General features: G+C 63.8%; 19 protein-coding genes. 10 read left to right on the plus strand and 9 right to left on the minus strand.

Features of this window, described 5'->3' with window-relative positions; all coding sequences use genetic code 11:
- Positions 1-35: 35 nt before the first annotated feature.
- From NKI31_RS20855 to gcvA, 3 genes are all read right to left on the minus strand, one after another.
- The gene (locus NKI31_RS20855; RefSeq protein WP_352652463.1) at positions 36-1,478 is read right to left on the minus strand and encodes a hypothetical protein; all 1,443 of its coding nucleotides are present in this window, start codon (positions 1,476-1,478) and stop codon (positions 36-38) included.
- Between the two features lie 191 nt (positions 1,479-1,669).
- Complete coding sequence (gene pncB / locus NKI31_RS20860; RefSeq protein ID WP_352497003.1) at positions 1,670-2,974, minus strand: nicotinate phosphoribosyltransferase; 1,305 nt, start codon at positions 2,972-2,974, stop codon at positions 1,670-1,672.
- 167 nt (positions 2,975-3,141) lie between these two features.
- Positions 3,142-4,110 (minus strand): transcriptional regulator GcvA, encoded by a 969-nt coding sequence (gene gcvA / locus NKI31_RS20865; RefSeq protein ID WP_023746519.1) that lies wholly within the window; start codon positions 4,108-4,110, stop codon positions 3,142-3,144.
- A gap of 212 nt (positions 4,111-4,322) precedes the next feature.
- On the opposite strand from gcvA, the gene speB reads away from it, so the two are divergent.
- The 8 genes from speB (at position 4,323) to NKI31_RS20905 (ending at position 11,506) form a co-directional block, all read left to right on the plus strand.
- The gene (speB, locus tag NKI31_RS20870) at positions 4,323-5,384 is read left to right on the plus strand and encodes an agmatinase (RefSeq protein WP_352652464.1); all 1,062 of its coding nucleotides are present in this window, start codon (positions 4,323-4,325) and stop codon (positions 5,382-5,384) included.
- Between the two features lie 83 nt (positions 5,385-5,467).
- Positions 5,468-6,262, plus strand: coding sequence for a transporter substrate-binding domain-containing protein (locus NKI31_RS20875; RefSeq protein ID WP_023739695.1), 795 nt, complete (start codon positions 5,468-5,470; stop codon positions 6,260-6,262).
- 6 nt (positions 6,263-6,268) lie between these two features.
- On the plus strand, positions 6,269-6,925 hold the full coding sequence (locus NKI31_RS20880) for an amino acid ABC transporter permease (RefSeq protein WP_023683571.1): 657 nt from the start codon (positions 6,269-6,271) through the stop codon (positions 6,923-6,925).
- Positions 6,922-7,569, plus strand: coding sequence for an amino acid ABC transporter permease (locus NKI31_RS20885; protein WP_023739697.1), 648 nt, complete (start codon positions 6,922-6,924; stop codon positions 7,567-7,569). The genes NKI31_RS20880 and NKI31_RS20885 overlap by 4 nt, the downstream gene beginning before the upstream one ends.
- A gap of 64 nt (positions 7,570-7,633) precedes the next feature.
- Positions 7,634-8,722 carry an ABC transporter substrate-binding protein gene (locus tag NKI31_RS20890; RefSeq protein WP_023671275.1) on the plus strand — a complete coding sequence of 363 codons (1,089 nt, stop codon included), beginning with the start codon at positions 7,634-7,636 and terminating at the stop codon, positions 8,720-8,722.
- A 95-nt stretch (positions 8,723-8,817) separates the two neighbouring features.
- Entirely contained in the window at positions 8,818-9,855 is a 1,038-nt protein-coding gene (locus NKI31_RS20895; protein WP_352652465.1) for an ABC transporter ATP-binding protein, read from the plus strand.
- Positions 9,852-10,706 (plus strand): ABC transporter permease, encoded by an 855-nt coding sequence (locus NKI31_RS20900; protein ID WP_352652466.1) that lies wholly within the window; start codon positions 9,852-9,854, stop codon positions 10,704-10,706. The genes NKI31_RS20895 and NKI31_RS20900 overlap by 4 nt, the downstream gene beginning before the upstream one ends.
- A complete protein-coding gene (locus NKI31_RS20905) occupies positions 10,703-11,506 on the plus strand; it encodes an ABC transporter permease (RefSeq protein WP_023671272.1) in 804 nt (267 codons plus the stop codon). The genes NKI31_RS20900 and NKI31_RS20905 overlap by 4 nt, the downstream gene beginning before the upstream one ends.
- 52 nt (positions 11,507-11,558) lie before the next feature.
- Here the strand turns inward: NKI31_RS20905 and NKI31_RS20910 are convergent, their stop codons facing one another.
- The 6 genes from NKI31_RS20910 to NKI31_RS20935 form a co-directional block, all read right to left on the minus strand.
- The gene (locus NKI31_RS20910; RefSeq protein ID WP_023683574.1) at positions 11,559-12,962 is read right to left on the minus strand and encodes an MATE family efflux transporter; all 1,404 of its coding nucleotides are present in this window, start codon (positions 12,960-12,962) and stop codon (positions 11,559-11,561) included.
- 245 nt (positions 12,963-13,207) lie between these two features.
- Positions 13,208-13,969 carry an SDR family NAD(P)-dependent oxidoreductase gene (locus NKI31_RS20915; RefSeq protein WP_023683575.1) on the minus strand — a complete coding sequence of 254 codons (762 nt, stop codon included), beginning with the start codon at positions 13,967-13,969 and terminating at the stop codon, positions 13,208-13,210.
- 28 nt (positions 13,970-13,997) lie between these two features.
- Positions 13,998-14,810 (minus strand): ABC transporter permease, encoded by an 813-nt coding sequence (locus NKI31_RS20920; RefSeq protein WP_352510621.1) that lies wholly within the window; start codon positions 14,808-14,810, stop codon positions 13,998-14,000.
- Positions 14,810-15,673: an ABC transporter permease gene (locus NKI31_RS20925; RefSeq protein WP_352652468.1), complete on the minus strand. Its 864-nt coding sequence runs from the start codon at positions 15,671-15,673 to the stop codon at positions 14,810-14,812. The genes NKI31_RS20920 and NKI31_RS20925 overlap by 1 nt, the downstream gene beginning before the upstream one ends.
- Positions 15,674-15,735: 62 nt before the next feature.
- Positions 15,736-16,899, minus strand: a complete 1,164-nt coding sequence (locus NKI31_RS20930) for an ABC transporter substrate-binding protein (RefSeq protein WP_023725982.1) — start codon at positions 16,897-16,899, stop codon at positions 15,736-15,738.
- On the minus strand, positions 16,880-18,016 hold the full coding sequence (locus NKI31_RS20935) for an ABC transporter ATP-binding protein (protein WP_352652469.1): 1,137 nt from the start codon (positions 18,014-18,016) through the stop codon (positions 16,880-16,882). The genes NKI31_RS20930 and NKI31_RS20935 overlap by 20 nt, the downstream gene beginning before the upstream one ends.
- 113 nt (positions 18,017-18,129) lie before the next feature.
- Between NKI31_RS20935 and NKI31_RS20940 the strand changes: the two genes are divergently transcribed.
- A complete protein-coding gene (locus NKI31_RS20940; RefSeq protein WP_352652470.1) occupies positions 18,130-18,939 on the plus strand; it encodes a helix-turn-helix transcriptional regulator in 810 nt (269 codons plus the stop codon).
- Positions 18,940-19,033: 94 nt separating this feature from the next.
- Entirely contained in the window at positions 19,034-19,951 is a 918-nt protein-coding gene (locus NKI31_RS20945; RefSeq protein WP_352652471.1) for an AraC family transcriptional regulator, read from the plus strand.
- Positions 19,952-20,021 lie beyond the last annotated feature (70 nt).

Here is a 20,021-nt window from a genome sequence, read left to right on the forward strand (position 1 = left end):
CGGGCTTTCCGCAAAGGCATGTGGATCAGCTTGTCTCATCCGGCCGTCGGCGTGGCAAGCAACCACAGGCCGAAGATCGTGTAGGCAATCATCAGCATGGTGAGCGGCAACTGGCTGAGGGCGGCGCGCGATGGCGCCTGGTGCAGTCGCCAGGCCAGTCCATGGGCAACGAGCACCGCCAGCATGTGCCCGGCGATGATGATGCCGGCCTGCAGGTTCCACAGCCACCAGGCGGAGTGGGCCCCGGCGACGAGGCCGGCCTCGATCTGCATGTCGGCGGCGCCGAACAGGTTCCATCCCAGCGCGAACGGGTCGGACAAAGCGGCAATCGCATACTGGCCGTCGACCAGCAGCGCCGTCAGATAGTGCGCGACATGATAGGCGAGCGCGATCGGTACGATCGACCAGACCAGCAGCCCGGCGGCCTCGCCGTGGGAATGTCGGCTGCCGGCAAGGCGCTGGCCGAGTATGACGGCCAGCAGGAATGCCGCCGCGAGCAGGACGAAGGTCAGCACGAGGCCAAAGCTGCTTATGCCGATGAGCGCCGTGCGGCCGGGATATTCCAGCGGGTTGATGCCGAACAGGCCGAGCCAGAAGAAGGTTTTCGACAGGCCGTCGAAGGACACCGATGACAGGCTGAGCAGCAGGAAAGCGATGCCGCTTGCCGGCAGGGGTGCCGCGCCGAGCAGTTTTGAGCCCGGCCAGCAGAGAGCGAGCCGCCCGTGTTCATCGCGCTCAACAAGGGCGAAGCGCGCCACCATGGCGAAGAACACCGTCAGGAATTCGCCGCGCCGGCTCCAATCGCGGTAGCCGAAGGCGAGCATGGCGATGAAGGTAAGCAACCAGTAGAGGCCGGCGGCATAGGCCAGCCGCGCCGGGTCGTCGGGCGCCGGGTCGATCAGCTCGAACCAGGCGAAGGCGAAGAACAGGATAACGGCCGGCCAGCAGCCGAGCCATGAAGGCAAACGCGATTCCTGTCCCTCACCGCCACGAAGCTTGAACAGGCGGCTTACGATCCGCCACGGGCCATACCATGGGTTCAGCCACGACCAGAGATCGCCGAACAGGCCTTGCGCGATGGCAAGGCCGACCCAGAGCAGCGTCCAGATGGTTAGCGGCAGCGGATTGGAGAGCGGATCGCGGCTGCCGAACAGGCCGGCGGCGTTGAGCGTTGCGAAGCCGGCAAAGGAGATGAGGCTGATGATTGTGCGAGGGGTGTCGGCGAATGGGAAGAGCGGCAGGCGGCGGCGCCAGAAGCGGTCGAGGGTTGCGGGTGGCAGCAGGGCGAGGACGAGGAAGCTGACGGCGACGGCGAGCGCGCCGCCGGCGATGTAGTAGCCGGTGGGCAGGAGGAGGACGTGGCCGCGGTCGGAGGCGTGGGCGAAGGCAGGGTTGGGGAGGAGTGTGAGGGTGGTGGTGATAAGGGTTGGCCGGTGACAGCCGCGCTCTACGACGCCCCCCTCTGTCCTGCCGGACATCTCCCCCTCAAGGGGGGAGATTGGCAGTTGCCCTGCCGGCGCTTCCTTTGCAACGTCGGAGATTAGCGAAGGCGGAGATGACGGGGTAATCTCCCCCCTTGCGGGGGAGATGTCCGGCAGGACAGAGGGGGGTGGGCGGGAACTCACGCTATCGCGATTTCCATTTCGTCCAGCAAGGCACCCGCCGACCCTCAAACCTTGACCAGCTGCTCCACGCGGTCCTTCGCCCCAAAAATCCGGAGATAGCGCTCGATCTCCTTCTTGTCGCCCGTCGCTTTCGCCGGATTGTCCGACAGCTTCACCGCCGGCCGGCCATTGGCCTCCGTCACCTTGCAGACCAGCGATATCGCATCCAGGCTGTTGGTTTCGGTCGGCGCGCAGCCTTCGAAATCGTTGGTGAGGTTGGTGCCCCAGCCGAAGGACATGCGCACCTTGCCCTTGAAGTGCTTGTAGGTCTCCTCGATGGTCTCGACCTCGAGCCCGTCGGAGAAAATCAGCAGCTTCTGCCTGGGGTCCTTGCCCTTCTCGCGCCACCAGTCGATGATTTTTTCGCCGCCTTCGATCGGCGGCGCACTGTCGGGGCGGAAGCCGGTCCAGTCGGCGACCCAGTCCGGCGCGTCGCGCAGGAAGGATGCGGTGCCGAAAGCGTCGGGCAGCACGATCAGCAGGTTGCCGCCATAATAGCGCTGCCAGTCCTGCAGCACCTTGTAGGGCGATTCCTTCAATTCCTTTTCCGACTTGGCAAGGGCGGCAAACACCATTGGCAATTCATGCGCGTTGGTGCCGAGCGCTTCGAGGTCGTTGTCCATCGCCAGCAGCACGTTGGAGGTGCCGGTGAAGGCTTCGCCAATGCCTTCCTTGAGCGCCTCGACGCACCAGCGCTGCCACAGGAAGGAATGGCGGCGGCGGGTGCCGAAATCTGAGATGCGGATGCCGGGCAGCGCCTTCAAGCGTTCGGTCTTGGCCCACATCTTCCCCTTGGCGCGTGCATAGAGCACGTCAAGCGCGAAGGGACCGAAGGCGCGCATGGCGGCGCGGGAACGAAGCTCATTGATGATCGCCAGCGCCGGGATTTCCCACAGGGTGGTGTACATCCAGGGACCGCTGAAGGAGAGCTCGTACTGACCGTCGCGCTTGGACAGCTCGTAGTCGGGCAGCCGAAAACCTTCCAGCCAGGCGAGGAATTCCGGCTCGAAGATCTGCTTGCGGCCATAGAAATTGTTACCGCCAAGCCAGATCATCTCCTTTTTGGAGAAGCGCAGCGTGCGGGCATGGTCGAGCTGGTCGCGCAATTCGCCTTCGTCGATGTCGTCGGCCAGGCGCACCGAGGTGGTGCGGTTGATCAGCGAAAAGGTGGCGTCGACCTTGGGGTACATGCCCCAGATCATCTGCAGCATCAGAAGCTTGTAGAAATCGGTGTCGAGCAGGCTGCGGACGATCGGGTCCAGCTTCCAGGTGTGGTTGTAGACGCGCCGCGCTATATCGGTTCTTGCCATGTCCTGCCGTCGCCTTCGCTGCTCACGTCTTCTTACGCAATTCCGGACGGGAAACCGCCGCACAGTTTTCCTGGAATTGCCGGCAAGAGCTTATTAGCATTGAATTTTTGAAAGCGCCTCCCGCTTTCCGGGCTGGCCCGACAAAAAGCAGCCGCTCAGGTCCAGCCTCAACTCTTGGCGCCCACCATCCGCAGCGCCGGACGCTTCCTGCGGCTGCCGATGCGGCCGGCCACCGGCGCGTCGGCCCGGCTGTCGGCCTGTTCCTTTTCGGCGAACAGCCAGTCGACGAACAATTGCACGATAGGCGCCGAACGCATCTCGTTGCGGCAGACGACGTAGAAATCATCGACCGCCGGCACCGACAGGCTGAACGGCGCCACCAGCAGGCCCCTGGCGAGCAGCATGCTGGCGGTGACGGAATCGCCGAGCGCCACGCCATGTCCGTGCACCGCGGCTTCGATCGCGGTGCGGGCGTCGCCGAGATGGTGGCGGCGGCCACGTTCGAGGTCGAGCCCATCGGCGGCGGCCAGCCAGGTGTGCCATTCGCGGCCATCATCGCCATGCAGGATGACATGGCCAGCAAGATCCCGGCAGATGCGGAGCGGCCGGTTGTTGATCAGCGTCGGGCTGACCACCGGGAACAGTTCGAGGCCCGACCATTTGCGCATCCAGCAATCGGTCCAGCTGCCGTCGCCATAGAGCACGCAGACATCGACCTGTGGGGCGCGGATGTCCTTGGGGTCGTTGGACGGGATCAGCGTCAACCTGATATCAGGATATTGCGCCATGAAGCTGCCGAGCCGCGGCGTCATCCACAGAAGCAGCAGCGCCGGCACGCAGGAGACCGACAGCGTACCGGCGCTGGCTGGCCTGGTCATGCGCTGGGTGGCTGCGGCGATGCCGTCGAAGGCGGTCGAGACCGCCGGCAGCAATTCGGCGCCGTGCGGGGTGAGCTTTACCCGCTGTCCGGTGCGTTCGAACAGTTTTACGCCGAGTGATTGCTCGAGCGCCTTGATCTGGTGGCTGATTGCGCCGTGGGTGACGTTGAGCTCACTCGCCGCCTTGGTCAGCGAGGCATGCCGCGCCGTCGCCTCGAAGGCGCGCAACGGATTCAAGGGGGGCAGACGCTTGGCCATGAGCAACCGGATACTCTGTGAGATTTTCTCACAATCAGCACCGTAACAATATCAATTGATTTTTCAATGCGGCTGCCGGACACTTTGGCAGGTCAACAGCATCAATGACGTAAAATCTACAGGCAGCCAGCGGGACAGCGACCCGGCCGGATGATGGTCAGTTCGCAGATGTCGCCACGGCCGCATGCATCAGCCCGCAGGAGGAGACCGACATGGGTTATGACAGAGGCAAGCTGGAAGCCTTGCGCCGCAAGTATGGCGAGAGCCATGGCGGCGAGATGTTCGACCCGAAGTTCCGCAAGGTCGCCGACAAGATCTTCTCCAAGAGCGGCACAAGGCTGGCGCCCTATGCCGGCATCCCCACCTTCCTCGCCGCGCCCTACCGTGAAATCGCTGCCGACAATCCGGATTTCGGCGATTTGCAGGTGGCGATCATCGGCGTGCCGATGGATCTCGGCGTCACCAACCGGCCCGGCTCGCGCTTTGGACCCAGGGCGCTGCGCGCCATCGAGCGCATCGGCCCTTACAATCATGTGCTGGAATGCGCGCCGACGCATGAGCTGCGCGTCGCCGACATCGGCGATACGCCGTTCCGCAGCCGCTACCGGCTGGAGGTCAGCCACGAAGACATCGAGCGCCGCACCAACCAGATCGTCGATGCCGGCGTGCTGCCGCTTTCGGTCGGCGGCGACCACTCGATCAGCCATCCGATCCTGAAGGCGGTCGGCAAGAAGGCGCCGGTCGGCATGATCCACATCGATGCCCATTGCGACACAAGCGGGCTGTTCGACATGACCAAGTTCCACCATGGCGGCCCGTTCCGCAACGCGGTGCTGGACGGCGTGCTCGACCCCACCCGCACCATCCAGATCGGCATCCGCGGCTCGGCCGAGTATCTGTGGGAGTTCACCTACGAATCCGGCATGACGGTCGTGCATGCCGAAGAGGTGACGGGTCTCGGCATCCCCGCCATCATCGAGAAGGCGCGCAAAATCGTCGGCGACGGCCCGACCTACATTTCCTTCGACGTCGACAGTGTCGATCCGGCCTTCGCGCCAGGCACCGGCACGCCGGAAATCGGCGGCCTGACGACGCGCGAGGTGCTCGAACTGCTGCGCGGCTTGAAAGGCCTCAACATCATCGGCGGCGACGTCGTCGAGGTGGCGCCGCAATATGACGCGACCACCAACACCGCCCATGTCGGCGCCCAGGTCCTGTTCGAGATCCTGAGCCTGATGGTGTTCAGCTCGGCGATCACCGGCAAGGGGGCCTGACGGATTTCACACGCAAAGGCGGCCGCCGCGCTGGAGCCGGCGGCCGTTTCCAAAACAAACAAGCTTCCAGAAGGGGAATACCAATGACAATCCAAATGAAATCAACCATCGCCGCCGCGCTGATGCTCGCCGGCCTCGGCTTCGCCTCCCAGGCCCATGCCGATGCCGTCGACGACATCACCAAGGCCGGCGCCATCAATGTCGGCATCTTCTCCGACTTTCCGCCCTTCTCCTCGGCCAGCGCCGATATGAGCATCAAGGGTTACGACGTCGACGTCGCGCAGGCGATCGCCGATTCACTCAAGGTGAAGCTCAATCTGGTCAGCGTCACCGGCCAGAACCGCATCCCGTATCTCACCGACAAGCGCGTCGATATCCTGATGAGCGTCGGCTATTCCAAGGAGCGCGAGGAGGTGATCGATTTCGCCGCCGCCTATGCGCCCTACTACATCGCCGTCATCGGTCCGGCAGCGCTTTCGGTCAAAGGCAAGGAAGATCTCGCCGACAAGTCGATCGCCGTCAATCGCGGCACGCTGGAGGATACGTCGCTGACCGAGGCGGCGCCGGCATCGGCCGACATCAAGCGCTTCGACAACTACAACTCCGTCATCCAAGCCTTCATCTCCGGCCAGACGCAGCTGATGGTGGTCGGCAATGATGTCGGCGCGCAGGTGCTGGCCAAGCAGGACGCGCTGAAGCCGGAGCAGAAGTTCCAGCTCTTGACCTCGCCTTCGCATATCGGCCTCAACAAGAAAGAGGACCGGCTGAAGACGGCGGTCAATGATGCGGTTGCCAAGATGCTGGCCGACGGCAAGCTCGATGAGAGCTCGAAGGCCTGGCTGAAGACGCCGCTCAATCCCGACAACCTCAAGGATTGAGTTCTCGTGGCCTTTGCCTGGCTCCCAGGTGCTGTGGGCGACATCGCGCGCGGCGCGGCCACGACGATCCTGTTGATCGTCGTGACCACGCTCGTGGGCACGCTGCTCAGTATCCTGGGCGCTGCCGGCCGGCGCAACGGCCCGGTATTCGTGAAGCGCGCCATCGCGGTCTATGTCGAGGTGATGCGCAACACGCCGTTCCTGGTGCAGCTGTTCTTCATCTTCTTCGGCCTGCCCAGCCTCGGCATAAGGCTCGATCCGATCCTGGCCGCCATGCTGGCAATGACGCTCAACATGGCGGCCTACACGATTGAAATCGTCGGCGCCGGCCTCGATGCCGTGCCCGGCGGACAGACGGAAGCCGCCTTGGCACTCGGGCTTCGGCCACGCCAGGTGTTTGTCAAGATCGTGCTGCCGCAGGCGCTCAAGGTGATCTACCCGGCGCTGACCAGCCAGATCGTCATCATGATGCTGGAATCGGCCGTGGTGTCGCAGATCGCCGTGCGCGAGCTGACCTATGAGGCCGACATGCTGCAAGCCCGCACCTTCCGGTCCTTCGAAACCTATTTCGTCGTGACCCTGGTCTACCTCGTCCTGTCCATGGCCTTGCGCCGGCTGCTGGTCACAGGCGGGCGCCGCGTATTGGGGGCAGGTGTCACATGATCGAATTCACCTTCTGGGACATCGTTCGCAATCTGCTGCTCGCCGCCCGCTGGACGGTGCTGTTGTCGCTGGCCGCCTTTGTCGGCGGGGCGCTGGTCGGGCTGATCGTGCTGTTCTTCAGGATCGCAGAGAATAAATGGAGCCAGCGGGTCGCTTCCGGCTACATCGCCCTGTTCCAGGGAACGCCGCTGTTGATGCAGCTGTTCCTGATGTTCTTCGGCCTGCCGATGCTCGGCCTGCGCATCGAGCCATGGACGGCAGCGGTGCTCGGCCTGACCTTCTTCGCCAGCGCCTATCTGGCCGAGATCTGGCGCAGCGGCGTCGATGCGCTGCCGTTGGGACAGTGGGATGCCGGCGCCAGCCTCGGCCTGCACCGCCTGCAGGAGCTCAGGCTGATCATCCTGCCGCAGGCGTTCTCGATCACAAGGGCGCCGATCGTCGGCTTCCTGGTGCAGTTGATCAAATCGACGGCGCTGACCTCGATCATCGGCTTCGAGGAGCTGGTCAGAACCTCCAACGCCATCAACAACGCCACCTTCGAACCGTTCAAGGTCTACGGGCTGGTGGCGCTGATCTTCTTCGTCATGTGCTTTCCACTGACGCAATACGCCCGTACGCTCGAACAACGAGCGGCGGCCCACTGACGCCAGGGGGCGACAGTGCGTGAAGGGAACCTGCCGGGAACGGCATCAACTGAGGAGAAACCAGATGAACAGACTGATCGGAAAATCCCTGACACGGCGCGGCGTGCTTGGTGCGGGCCTCGCTACAGCCGGCGTGCTCGCCATGCCGTCGATCCTGCGCGCGCAGGACAAGTCGCTGAAGGTCGGCGTCTATGGCGGCTATTTCAAGAAATCCTTTGACGAGCACGTCTTCCCAGATTTTACCAAGGCCACCGGCATTGCAGTGGAATCGGTCGCCGAGCCGACCGGCGAAGCCTGGCTGGTGCAGCTCGAACAGGCGTCCAAGGCCGGCCAGGCGCCGGCCGACCTTTCGATGATGTCGCAGACCTCGACGCTGAAGGGCCAGTCGACCGAATTGTGGACGCCGCTCGATACGTCGAAGTTCAAGCACTACAACGACCTCTTGCCGCGCTTCGTCAACAAATATCCGGATGGCCGGGTCGCCGGCATCGGCGCCGTCGCCTGGTGGATCACGCTGGTCTCCAACACCGACGTCTACAAGGATGCGCCGACCTCATGGGAGACTCTGTGGGACAAGGCCAATGAGGACAAGCTTGGCCTCCTGGCACTTGCCTCGAACTCGTTCCTGCTCGAAGTGACAGCCAAGACCTTCATGGGCGGCACCAATGCGCTCGACACCGAGGACGGACTGAACAAGGCGTTCGAAAAGCTCGCCGAGCTCAAGCCGAATGTCCGGCTGTGGTATCGCGACGAGGCGCAGTTCGAGCAGGCGCTGAAGTCGGGCGAGATCCCGATGGGCCAGTATTATCACGACGTCACCGGCCTCGCGGTCGCCGACGGCTTCCATGTCCGCTCGACCTTCCCGAAGGAAGGCGGCATCCAGGATTCCGGCAATTGGGTGCTGTCGCGCGCCTCGACCAAGGTCGACGAGGCGCATGCATTCATCGACTATATGAGCCAGCCGTCGATGCAGGGTCTGATGTCGCGCAAGGTCGGCACCACGCCTACGCTGAAGAAAGAGGTGCTCGACCTCAAGCCGGAAGAGTTCGCCGCGGTGTCGTCGGATATCGATCCGATCATCCCGCGCTATGACCTCTATACGTCGAAGGCCGACTGGATCAACCAGAAGTGGACCGAGCTGATCGTCGGCTGAGCCGCCCGTTCCGCTTGAAAACTGATCGGCCGCCGGATTTCCTCCGCCGGCCATTTCCTGGAATTGCTCCAGCGCACAGCCTGAGAGGGATGAGCATGTCCGGACTAGATATCAACGCCGTCACCAAAAAATTCGGCAACTTCGCCGCCGTCGACAATGTCCAGCTCAACGTGCCGCATGGCACGTTCGTGTGTCTGCTCGGCCCATCGGGCTGCGGCAAGACCACGCTGCTGCGCATGATTGCCGGACTGGAGGAGCCGACCAGCGGCGCCATCGTGCTCGACGGCGAGGACATCACGCCTTTGCCGACGCACAAGCGCAATCTCGGCATGGTGTTCCAGTCGCTGGCGCTGTTTCCGCATCTCTCTGTTGGCGACAACATCGCCTATGCGCTGCGCATTCGCGGCGCCTCGAAGGAGGAGCAGAAGAAGCGCGTCGACGAGTTGCTAGGCCTCATCCATCTGACCGGCTTTGCCGACCGCCCGGTGTCCAAACTGTCGGGCGGTCAGCGCCAGCGCGTGGCAATTGCACGGGCCTTGGCGCTGTCGCCGAAACTGTTCCTGCTCGACGAGCCGCTGTCGGCGCTCGACGCCAAACTGCGCGAGGCCATGCAGGTGGAACTGCGCCAGTTGCAGCAGCGGTTGGGCATCACCACCATCGTCGTCACCCACGACCAGCGCGAAGCCATGACCATGGCCGACCTCGTCGTCGTCATGGGCCACGGCAGGATCCTGCAGGCGGCGCCGCCGATCGAGATCTACCGCAAGCCGGCCGACGCCTTCGTCGCCGACTTCATCGGCATCACCAATCTGCTGCCGGCCGAGATCGACAGCACCGGGCGCACCACCATTCTGGGCACAGCCATTCCAGGTCTTGCCATGCCGGCGGGTCAGACTAAAGCGTCTGTATCGGTCCGCCCCGAGGATGTGCATCTCGGCAGCCCCGGCGGCTCGGCCATCACCGGCGAGGTGAGTTTCGTGCGCGATCTCGGCGGCACCATCGAGACCTTCGTCGACGTCGGCGGCACCAGCATCATTGCGGTGACGACGCCGCGCGAGCGGCATGACGTGCCGGTCGGCGCCAAGGTCGGCGTCACACTGCCGCCGGCAAGCTGCGTGGTGCTCGGCGCATGAGACGCGAAGCGCCGAAGTCGATAGCCGACTACACGCCGCTGTTCTTTCCGGCGCTGATGCTGATCGTCTTCTTCGTCGTGCCGTTCTCGACGATGATCGCGGTGAGCTTCTTCAAGCGCAACCCGTCCGGTTTCTACACGCCGGATTTCGTGTTCGACAATTACGCCCGCTTCCTGTCGGTGTTCTTCGGCGGCGTGCTCGGCTTTTCGCTGCTGCTGGCGGTGCTGGTCGCCGTCTGCTGCGTGGCCATCGCCTTTCCCTTCACCTACCTTTTGACCCGTCGGCCGCGCCGTGTGCAGACGCTGTGGCTGGTCGGCCTGCTGTCGGTGCTGTCGCTGTCGGAAGTCATCATCGGCTTTGCCTGGTCGACGCTGTTTTCGCGCACCGCCGGCATCACCAATCTGTTCGTGGCGATCGGGCTGATGGACAAGCCGGTGGCGCTGCTGCCGACTTTTGGCGCGGTGCTGACCGGCATGGTCTACCAGGCGCTGCCCTATACGATCCTGGTGCTGTACCCCGCCCTCGTGCGCCTCGACCCGACATTGCTCGAGGCAGCGCGCACGCTCGGCGCCTCGCCGATCCGCGCCTTCTTCACCGTCGTCGCGCCGGCACTGCGCAACACCATTGTGGCGACACTGATCATGGTCTTCGTGTTCGCCCTCGGCTCGTATCTTTTGCCGCAGATTCTGGGACGGCCGCAACACTGGACGCTGTCGGTGCTGATCACCGACCAGGCGATCTACCAGTCCAACATGCCGTTCGCGGCCGCAATGGCGGTGTTCCTGGTGCTGATCTCGCTGGCGCTGGTCGGATTGACACTGCTCGTCGGACGAAGGGAGAACGCCCTATGACCGCGACCTTGCTGCGCCGTGTCTATTTCACCATCGTCGCTTTGTTCCTGGCGGCGCCGCTGATCGTCGTCGCCGGCGTGTCGGTCAATTCGCGCCAGGAGCTCAGCTTCCCGCCGGTCGGTTTCTCGCTCGCCTGGTACGCCCAGATCTTCACCGATCCGGAATGGCGGCTGGCGCTGATCCATTCGGTGACGCTGGCCGTCTGCTCGGCAGCCATTGCCGTGGCGGTCGCGCTGCCCCTGGCTTGGTTCCTGTGGCGGCGCATCGCGCCATGGGCGAACATCTTCCAGGTGCTGGGGCTTGCCCCCTTCATCCTGCCGCCGGTCATCACCGCGCTCGGCTTCCTCTCCTTCTGGGCGACGGTCGGGCTGTTCGGCCAGTTCTTCACCGCCATAATCAGCCACGCCATCTTCTTCGTGACGCTGCCGCTGGTGACGCTGTCGCTCGGCTTTGCCTCGATCGACCGCTCGCTGGTCGAGGCCGCGGCGACCATGGGCGCCGATGACCGCACAGTGCTGAAGACCGTGGTGCTGCCGTTGATCCTGCCCTACCTCGTCTCGGGCTACGCCTTCGCCTTCGTCTTGTCGCTCAACGAATACATCGTCGCCTACATGACGATCGGCTTCACCACCGAGACGCTGCCCATCAAGATCTTCAACGCGCTGCGCTACGGCTACACACCGACCATGGCTTCGGTGTCGGTGTTCTTCGTCGCGGTGGCGGCACTGGTGTTCGGCTCGATCGCCAGGTTCGGCGATATACGCAGACTGCTCGGCGCGATGTCGTCGGACGGGAGCTGAGCGCAGCCACGCCAAACGAGAACGGCCGCCGAACCCGGCGGCCGTTTTGCTTTTAATGGCTGAAGACGAGCGGCGGCGCGATCCGATCCCGCCGCAGCCAGCGCGCGAGCAGCAGCACCGCCACCACGGCCAGACCTGACGCCAGGCCGATCCAAATGCCGACGCCGTGCAGGCCGAAATGGAAGGCGAGCAGCACGCCGAGCGGCAGGCCGATGCCCCAATAGCCGATCGCGGCATAGATCATCGGCACCTTGGTGTCGTGCAGGCCGCGCAGCATGCCGGCGGCAACGGCCTGCGCGCCGTCGAAGATCTGGAACAGCGCCGCAAAGGCAAGGAACGACACGGCCAGCGCGATCACCCTGGCATTGGCCGGATCGGTCATGTCGATGAAGGCGCCGATCAACAGATGCGGCCACAGCACCATCACCAGCGCCATCAGCGCCATGGACGAGACGCCGATGACGAAGGCGGTCCAGCCAGCGCGCGAAACGCCTGCCGGATTGCCGGCGCCATGCGCCAGCCCGACACGCACGGTGACCGCCTGGTTGAGGCCGAGCGGCACCATGAAGGAGATCGAGGCGATCTGGATGGCGATGGCGTGCGCGGCGAGCGAATCCGCATCGATCAGGCCCATCAGCAGGGCTGCGGCGTTGAAGATCGTCACCTCGAAGGCGAGGATGCCGGCGATCGGCATGCCGAGCCGCACCAGACCCTTGAAGCGCGGCCAGTCGGAGCGCCAGAAGCGGCCGAACAGGCGGTAGCGGCGGAACTTCTTCTCCAGCATCACCACGGCTGCCAGGCCGCAGAACATCAGCGTGCTCGACAGCGTGGTCGCCAGCCCCGAACCGGCAATGCCCATCGAGGTGACGCCGAGATTGCCGAACATGAACACCCAGTTGAAAAAGGCGTTGCAGGCGACGGCGACGAAAACGATGACCAACGCCCAGCCTGGCCGCTCCAGCGCCGAGATGAACGAGCGCAGCACGATATAGCCGTAGAACGGCAGCACCGCCCATTCCAGCCAGCGCAGATAGATGCCGGCCTGGTGGGCGAGCGCCGGCTCCTGGCCCATGGCCAGCAGAATGGCCTCGCCATGCCACAGCACGATCCAGATCGGGATCGAGATCAGGATCGCCAGCCACAGCCCTTGCCGCACGGTACGGCGCAAATCGCGCACCGAATAGCGCCGGCGGCCAAGCTCGGTGGCGATCATCGGCGAGGTCGCCAGCATCAGGCCGAGGCCGAAGATCAGCGGCATGAAATAGAGATTGGCGCCAAGCGCGCCGCTGGCCAGCGTGTCCGCGCCCAGACGCCCCATCATCATGACGTCGGTGGCGGTCATCGCGGTCTGGCCGAGATTGGTCAGCACCATCGGCCAGGCCAGCGCCAGCGTCGCCCTGATTTCCTGACGCCAAAGATTTTCCGGCGCACGAGCGCCGGCTTCGATCGCAGACATTGTCCTGCTCTTTCCGATTGCGGCGCGTCGGCAACGAGGCCGGAAGCCGCACTTCCAAACGGCAAAACCTTCGGTTTCGCAGCGTTTGCGTCGTTCTATTGGACGAAATGCGGCATGAAGGCAAGGGAGGACGGGCAGCCGGCGATTGAGCCAGAGGCGGGAACCCTCCTATCCGGCTGCCCTTATTTGTTTTACGCAATTCCGGACGGAAAACCGTTACACACTTTTCCTGGAATTGCTCTAGATCAGCCGATGCTTTCGCCGCCGTCGATCACCAGTGCCTGGCCGGTCATGAAGGATGAGCGGTCGGAGACGAGGAACAGGATCGCTTCGGCGATCTCTTCGGCGCTCGCCCAGCGGCCCATCGGAATCTTGGTGCGGACATAGGTCTCGATCGCCTCGCGTCCGCCCATCTGGGCGATGAACGGCTCGTTGAAGGGCGTGTCGACCCAACCGGGGCAGAGCGCGTTGACGCGCACATTGTGCCGGGCATAGTCGAGCGACATCTGCCTGGTCATCGCCACAACCGCATGTTTGGAGGTGGCATAGGCGATCATTTCGCGATCGTAGAACACGCCGGAATTCGAGGCCGTGTTGAGGATGACGCCGCCGCCTTGCGCGACCATTGCCGGCATGACCAGCCGCGCGGCCAGGAACTGCGCCCGTACATTGATGCGCCAGGACGCATCCATACCATCGACTTCGACCTCGGTCAGCGTGCCGCCGACCTGGATGCCGGCGTGATTGTGCAGAATGTCGATGCGGCCATTTTTGCCGAGAGTGCCTGTGATGAGCTGCCCTACCGCCGCGTCGTCAGAGACGTCGGTGACAATGGCCTCGGCCTGCCCGCCAGCCGCGCGGATACTCGCCGCTGTCGCCTCGCCGCTGGTCTTATCCCGGTCGGCGATGACCACCAGCGCGCCTTCCCTGGCCATGATCATGGCGCCGGCGCGGCCGATGCCGGAACCGGCGCCCGTCACCACGGCGATGCGGTCTTTGAGGAGCATGAATTTGTCTTTCAGCTGGATGGCTTGTTCAGTTTGACGGCTGGCGCTGGCGCAGCTGCCATTGGGCAAGCACCACCAGAAGAACCGAGGCGACGAGCACGATGGTGGCGATGGCGTTGATTTCCGGCGTCACGCCGCGCCGGATCGAGGCGAAGACATAGATCGGCAGCGTCGTCTGCGCGCCGGCGACGAAGAAGGCGACGATGAAATCGTCGAAGGAGAAGGTGAAGGCGAGCAGGAAGCCGGCGATCACCGCCGGCATGATCTGCGGCAGCACGATCGAGCGAAACGTCGTCAGCGGCGTGGCGTAGAGATCGCTCGAGGCCTCGACCAGGTTGCGGTCGAGGCTGGCGAGACGCGTGCCGACGATTATCGTCACCAACGCCATCGAAAACAGGCCGTGGGCGGCGATGATCGATCCATAGCCGAGAGACAGGCGCGGCGGCTGGTCGTTTGGCCAGATCGAGGCGAGGAACGGGTTGAGCACGCCAAACAGCTGGACCAGCGCGACAAGCGTCGAGATGCCGATGACGACGCCGGGAACGACGATCGCGGCACCCATCAGCGCGTCGAAGACGGCGCGGGTTCTGGGCCCGACCCGCGCGAGGCCGAGCGCTGCTGCCGTGCCGCACACCGCCGCCAGAAGCGCGCTGGTGGTGGCGATGAACAGGCTGTTCTTCAGCGCCTCGACCAGGAACGGGTTCGACAGCGCGGTGCCGTACCACTGCACCGAAAAGCCCGTGAACTCGCTGGCATGGCGGCCGGCGTTGAAGGAAAACAGCACGACCAACGCAATCGGCAGATAGAGGAAGGCGAAGACGGCTGTGACGAAGGCGCGCATCAGATCAGATCCACCCTGCGGGCGCCCGACACCCGTGTCGAGATACGGTTTGCCGCGATCAGCACCACCACCGAAACCGCCACCAGCGTGATGGCGATGGCCGATCCGAACGGCCAGTTGCGCGACTGCAGGAACAGGTCGACCAGCGCATTGCCGATGAAGAACACCTTGCCGCCGCCAAGCAGCGTCGGGATCAGGTATTCTCCGAGCAGCAGGATCATGACCAGCGAGAAGCCGGTCATCACGCCCGGCAGCGACAGCTTCAGCGTCACCCCCAGAAAGGTTGAGAGCGGGGTCGCGCCGAGATCGGCGGAGGCTTCCAGCAGCCTTCGGTCGAGCCGCTCGAGACTGACATAGATCGGCAGGATCATGAGGGGCAAATAGCCATAGACGATACCGAGCAGCACGGCGCCCGGCGTGTTGATCAACCTGACATCCTCGATGCCGACAAAGGCCAGCAGTGCGGGAATGCCGCGTCCGCCCAGAATGTACATCCAGGCGTAGGTGCGCATCAAAAGGCTGGTCCAGAACGGAATGACGACGAGCGCAAGCAGGATCAGCCGCCAGCGCTCCGGCGCCTTCAGGGCGAGATAGTAGGCAACCGGGTAGGCGACGAGCAGGCAGGCAAGCGCGCCCACAGGCGCCAGCATCATCGTGTTCCAGAAGGCGGTCGCCCTTGCCGGGAGATTGGCGTATTGCGCCAGCGTGAAGGCGGCCTGATAGCCGCCCTCCGGCGCCCGCTCGCCGACGCTGAACACGGCAATGGCGATGAACGGCAACACCAAAAACACCACCAGCCACGCTGTAGCCGGAGCGAGCAGCAGCGCCGTCAGGATGTTATACCGAAATCTGTTGCCGTGCATGGAAACCGCCCCGATGCCGGCGGACATAGGCCCGCCGGTTTTCCGTTTGCGTCAGGCCAGCCTCAAGCCGACTTGAAGCGCGCCATCAGTTCGGCGCGGCCGGGGTCGGTCAGCGTCGCCGCCGCACCAAACTCCAGCGGTGTCAACAGGTCGGCCGCCGGGTAAAGGATCGGATTGTCGAGCACTTCCTTGGGCAGCAGTTTGTTGACCCGCGCGTCGGTCGAGGGCGCGCCATTGGCGAGATGCTCCTTCACAGCAACCTCCGGGGTCATCAGATAATTGAGCAAGGCATAGCCGGCCGGCTTGTTCGGCGCGTCCTTCGGGATGGCGTAGAAATCGGTCCAGATTTCGCCGCCCTCCTTGCCCAGCACGTAGGCGATCTCCGGGATATCGCGATGCAACTGCGCGCCGTCATTCGTCCAGCACATGGTCATCCAGGCGTCGCCCGCCCGCATTCCCGGCTGGTAGTCGGACGAGACCGCGAACAGATGCGGCTTGACCTTGAGCAGCAGCTCCTCGGCCTTGGCGAGCTCGTCCTGCTTCAGCGAGTTGAAGGAATAACCGTAATATTTCAGCGCGTTGCCGATGGTGGTCAGCTGGTAGTCATGCACCATGGTGCGGCCATCGCCCTCAGCCATGGCGATGTCCCAGAACTCCTTCCAGCTCGTCATCGGCTTGGCCAGCTTCTTGGTGTTGACGGCGAAGCCGGTGGTGCCCCAGTTCTTCGGCACCGCGTAGGTCGTGCCGTCGATCGTGCCTTCCGAGGTGAAGCGCGGGTCCTCCTGGGAGCCGTCGAAATTCGGCAGCTTGGCCATGTCGAGCGGATCGATGATGCCGAGTTTCTTGTAAGTCGAGATCGTGTAGTTGGTCGGCACGAACAGGCTCCAGCCCGAGGCGCCGGCCTGCAGCTTGGCAAGCATCTCCTCATTGGAGCCGAAGACGTTGACCTCGACGGCGACGCCGGTGTCCTTCTTGAAATTCTCGAAGGTCTGCGGGTCGTGATAGTTCGGCCAGGTGGCGATCGACATGCGGTCGCCGAGGTTTTCGGCGGCGAAGGCCGGCGTCGGCATGATGCCGAGCTCGCGCGCCATCACCGCGGTTGCGATGCCCAGGCCGGTGAGGCCGAGGAAATCGCGGCGGCCGATCGAGCCGCGCTTCAGGCGCATCAGCTGGTCGACGAAGTTCTCGGGGCTAATCGGCAGTCCGTCACGATATGATTTCGACATTTTTTGCTACCCTCTGGTTGGTCCCGTTGTTCTTGTTCTCCGGAAACGCCAGCGGCGTCCCAGAGGCAAAGCCGATGGCGACGGGTTCGCCCGGCTTGAAGAGATTGCCATGGCCGATCACATGGTCGGCCTTGGCCAGCAGCGTTCCGATGCCCTGCACCTCGATGGCGTATTCCGCCGTCGAGCCCAAGAAGATCCGGTTGCGCACGATGCCCTTGAAAGGGCTGCCTTTGGTGGAGCCGAGGCTTAGCGATTCAGGACGCAGGCTGACAGAAACGGTCTCGCCCTGCTGCAAGGCGGTTCGTTTGCGCGCGGCAATGACGGTTCCGTCCGTCAGCGCCACATTGACAAGATCGCCTGTATGCCCGGCAACCTTGCCGCTCAACAAATTGGTCTTGCCGACGAAGTCGGCGACGAACAGGTCGGCCGGCTCGTCATAGATCTCGCTCGGCTGGCCGAGCTGTACGATGCGGCCGCCATTCATGACGCAGACGAAGTCGCTCATCGACAGCGCTTCCTCCTGGTCGTGGGTGACCAGCACGAAGGTGATGCCGATCTCGCGCTGCAGGTTCTGCAACTCGATCTGCATATCGGTGCGCAGTTTCTTGTCGAGCGCCGCCAGCGGCTCGTCGAGCAACAGCACGGCCGGCTTGTTGACCAGTGCGCGCGCCAGCGCGACGCGCTGCTGCTGGCCGCCGGAGAGTTCGTGGATCTTGCGGCGGCCATAGCCGGCGAGCCGCACCATTTCGAGCGCCTCGCCGGCGCGCCGGCCGATTTCCTGCGACGACAGGCGCGGCCGTGCCTGGCGCAACCCGTAGGACACATTGGCTTCCACATCGAGGTGCGGAAACAGCGCGTATTGCTGGAACACCATGTTGACCGGCCGGCGATAGGGCGGCGTTCCGGCCATGTCCCGGCCACGGATGAACACCTGGCCTTCGCTCGGCTGCTCGAAGCCGCCGATCATGCGCAGGCATGTGGTCTTGCCGCAGCCGGACGGTCCGAGAAGGGCGACAAAGGCGGAGGGCGGCACAGCCAGATCGATGCCGCTGACGGCGGTCACGGCGCCATAGCGCTTGGTGACGCCGCGAAACTCGATGTCGGGCACTGCGGTCAAAGTGCTGGCTCCAGCAACAGGGCTATTCCAGGACGCTACCAGAGCCAATGGCGTCTAGTATATACCTCGCTGGTGGTATATCTGATCTATTTTCTCGTTTAAGGGGGTATAGATTGAGTGCGTCCCGCACCGACGAATACAGCCGGCTCGCAGCCCTTGTCGCGGCGACGCGAGAGATCAGCGGCGACCTGTTCGGCAAGGCAATGGTCGGCTGGTTGAGCCAGCATGTCGGCTTCGACCACTGCGTGATCTTCGGTTACCGCGGCGCCTCGCGGCCGCCGCTGCTGTTCGAAACCTTCTCGCCTGACGAGAGCCATGTCTTCGTCACGCTCTATCAGGAAGGACCTTATCTGCTCGACCCATTTCATCACGCGGCGGTGGAGCGCAAGGAGGGGTTCTGGCGCATGCGCGAACTGGCGCCCGACCGCTTCTATGCCAGCGAGTATTTTCGCACCTACTATAGCCAGACAAGGCTGGCCGAGGAGGTCGGCTTCTTCGTGCCGCTGCCCGGCAAGGATGCGCTGGTGCTGTCGCTGATGCGATTGCACGCCTCGGGTCCCTTCGGCACCGCCGATGCCAGGCTGCTGCGCGACATGGCGCCGGCGGTCATCAACTTCGCCCGGTTGCGCTGGCCCGCACTTGCGGCCGAGGAGCAGGACGAAGCGGAGCAGGGCGAGACGATCGCCGCCGTCAACGAGTTCGACCGCGCCCACATTTGGGAAAGCCTGTCGCTGACCCCGCGCGAAAAGCATGTCGTCGATCTGGTGCTGCAGGGGCATTCCACCGAGTCGATCGCAAGAGCCATGCGCATCGTGCCGGGAACGGTGAAGGTCCATCGCCGCAACATCCATCGCAAACTCGGCATCAAATCCCAGGCCGGGCTGTTCGCCCGCTTCATCGAGATCATCGAGAGCCGGCGTTGAAATCGCTGAGGCAGACATCGTTCACTTGCGGGCAACAGACTGCTACGGATTACCCGAAACCAGTCGCTTCCTCATACGCCCCGGAGAGCAGACGATGGCATTCAGGCGCAGAAAGAACACGGCCGCGATCCCTCGCACGGTGCCGGCTTTCGAGCACATCGTCACCGAGGCGAGCGACAGTTTCCTGTGGCGGCTCGACGACTATCCCTGGGAACGCAATGTCTGGAATTTTCATCCGGAATACGAGATCCATCTCCTGAGGAAGTCTTCCGGGGTCGCGCTGGTCGGCGATCACATCGGCGAATTCGGGCCGGGCTACCTGAGCATCGTCGGCGGCGGGCTGCCGCATGACTGGGTGACATCGGTGCAACCCGGCGAGCTGATCGAAGGACGCGACATCGTGCTGCAATTCGATCCGCAGCGGCTGCGCGGCTCGGCGGGACTGCTGCCGGAGCTGCGCGAACTAGAACCGTTCCTGGAGCGATCGCTGCGCGGCATCGTCTTCCATGGCCGCGCCGCGCTCGACGGCGCTGCGCTGATGGAACGGATGGGCACCGTGCACGGGCTCGCCCGGTTTTGCCTCTTCCTCGAACTGGTCGATCTGCTGGCCAGGACAGACGAATACGAGCTTTTGTCCTCGCCGGATTTCTCACCCGCGCTCGACGCAACCTCGCTGGACATCATCCAGCGCACGCTGACCTATCTCTTCCAGCACTTCGCCGAGGACCTGAAGCTGCCGGAGGCGGCGAAGCTGGCGGGGATGAGCGAAAGCACGTTTTCGCGCTTCTTCCAGAAAAACACCGGTAACAGTTTCAGCGACCACATCGCCAAGCTCCGGCTCTGGCAAGCCTGCAAGCTGCTGGCGGACACCGATATTCCGATCACCGACATCTGCTTCCAGGTCGGCTACATGAACATCTCCAACTTCAACCGCGCCTTCCTGCGCAAGCACCGGATGACGCCGTCATCCTACCGCAAGCTGTCGAAGCAGCGGATGACGATGCGCGCCTGAAAACCGGCCTTCCTCACTCCATCGGTACTCATGTGACAGAGGCCGTGCAGGCGGGCCTGATTTTGCAGCG

Origin of the sequence: Mesorhizobium sp. M0659 (assembly GCF_040320605.1) — a bacterium.
GTDB lineage: Bacteria > Pseudomonadota > Alphaproteobacteria > Rhizobiales > Rhizobiaceae > Mesorhizobium.

Coding starts and splice junctions, on each gene's coding strand:
- NKI31_RS20855 (WP_352652463.1), bottom strand. CDS start 1,478: ATGTCCGGCAGGACAGAGGGGGGCGTCGTAGAGCGCGGCTGTCACCGG.
- pncB (WP_352497003.1), bottom strand. CDS start 2,974: ATGGCAAGAACCGATATAGCGCGGCGCGTCTACAACCACACCTGGAAG.
- gcvA (WP_023746519.1), bottom strand. CDS start 4,110: ATGGCCAAGCGTCTGCCCCCCTTGAATCCGTTGCGCGCCTTCGAGGCG.
- speB (WP_352652464.1), top strand. CDS start 4,323: ATGGGTTATGACAGAGGCAAGCTGGAAGCCTTGCGCCGCAAGTATGGC.
- NKI31_RS20875 (WP_023739695.1), top strand. CDS start 5,468: ATGACAATCCAAATGAAATCAACCATCGCCGCCGCGCTGATGCTCGCC.
- NKI31_RS20885 (WP_023739697.1), top strand. CDS start 6,922: ATGATCGAATTCACCTTCTGGGACATCGTTCGCAATCTGCTGCTCGCC.
- NKI31_RS20890 (WP_023671275.1), top strand. CDS start 7,634: ATGAACAGACTGATCGGAAAATCCCTGACACGGCGCGGCGTGCTTGGT.
- NKI31_RS20895 (WP_352652465.1), top strand. CDS start 8,818: ATGTCCGGACTAGATATCAACGCCGTCACCAAAAAATTCGGCAACTTC.
- NKI31_RS20900 (WP_352652466.1), top strand. CDS start 9,852: ATGAGACGCGAAGCGCCGAAGTCGATAGCCGACTACACGCCGCTGTTC.
- NKI31_RS20905 (WP_023671272.1), top strand. CDS start 10,703: ATGACCGCGACCTTGCTGCGCCGTGTCTATTTCACCATCGTCGCTTTG.
- NKI31_RS20910 (WP_023683574.1), bottom strand. CDS start 12,962: ATGTCTGCGATCGAAGCCGGCGCTCGTGCGCCGGAAAATCTTTGGCGT.
- NKI31_RS20915 (WP_023683575.1), bottom strand. CDS start 13,969: ATGCTCCTCAAAGACCGCATCGCCGTGGTGACGGGCGCCGGTTCCGGC.
- NKI31_RS20920 (WP_352510621.1), bottom strand. CDS start 14,810: ATGCGCGCCTTCGTCACAGCCGTCTTCGCCTTCCTCTATCTGCCGATT.
- NKI31_RS20925 (WP_352652468.1), bottom strand. CDS start 15,673: ATGCACGGCAACAGATTTCGGTATAACATCCTGACGGCGCTGCTGCTC.
- NKI31_RS20930 (WP_023725982.1), bottom strand. CDS start 16,899: ATGTCGAAATCATATCGTGACGGACTGCCGATTAGCCCCGAGAACTTC.
- NKI31_RS20945 (WP_352652471.1), top strand. CDS start 19,034: ATGGCATTCAGGCGCAGAAAGAACACGGCCGCGATCCCTCGCACGGTG.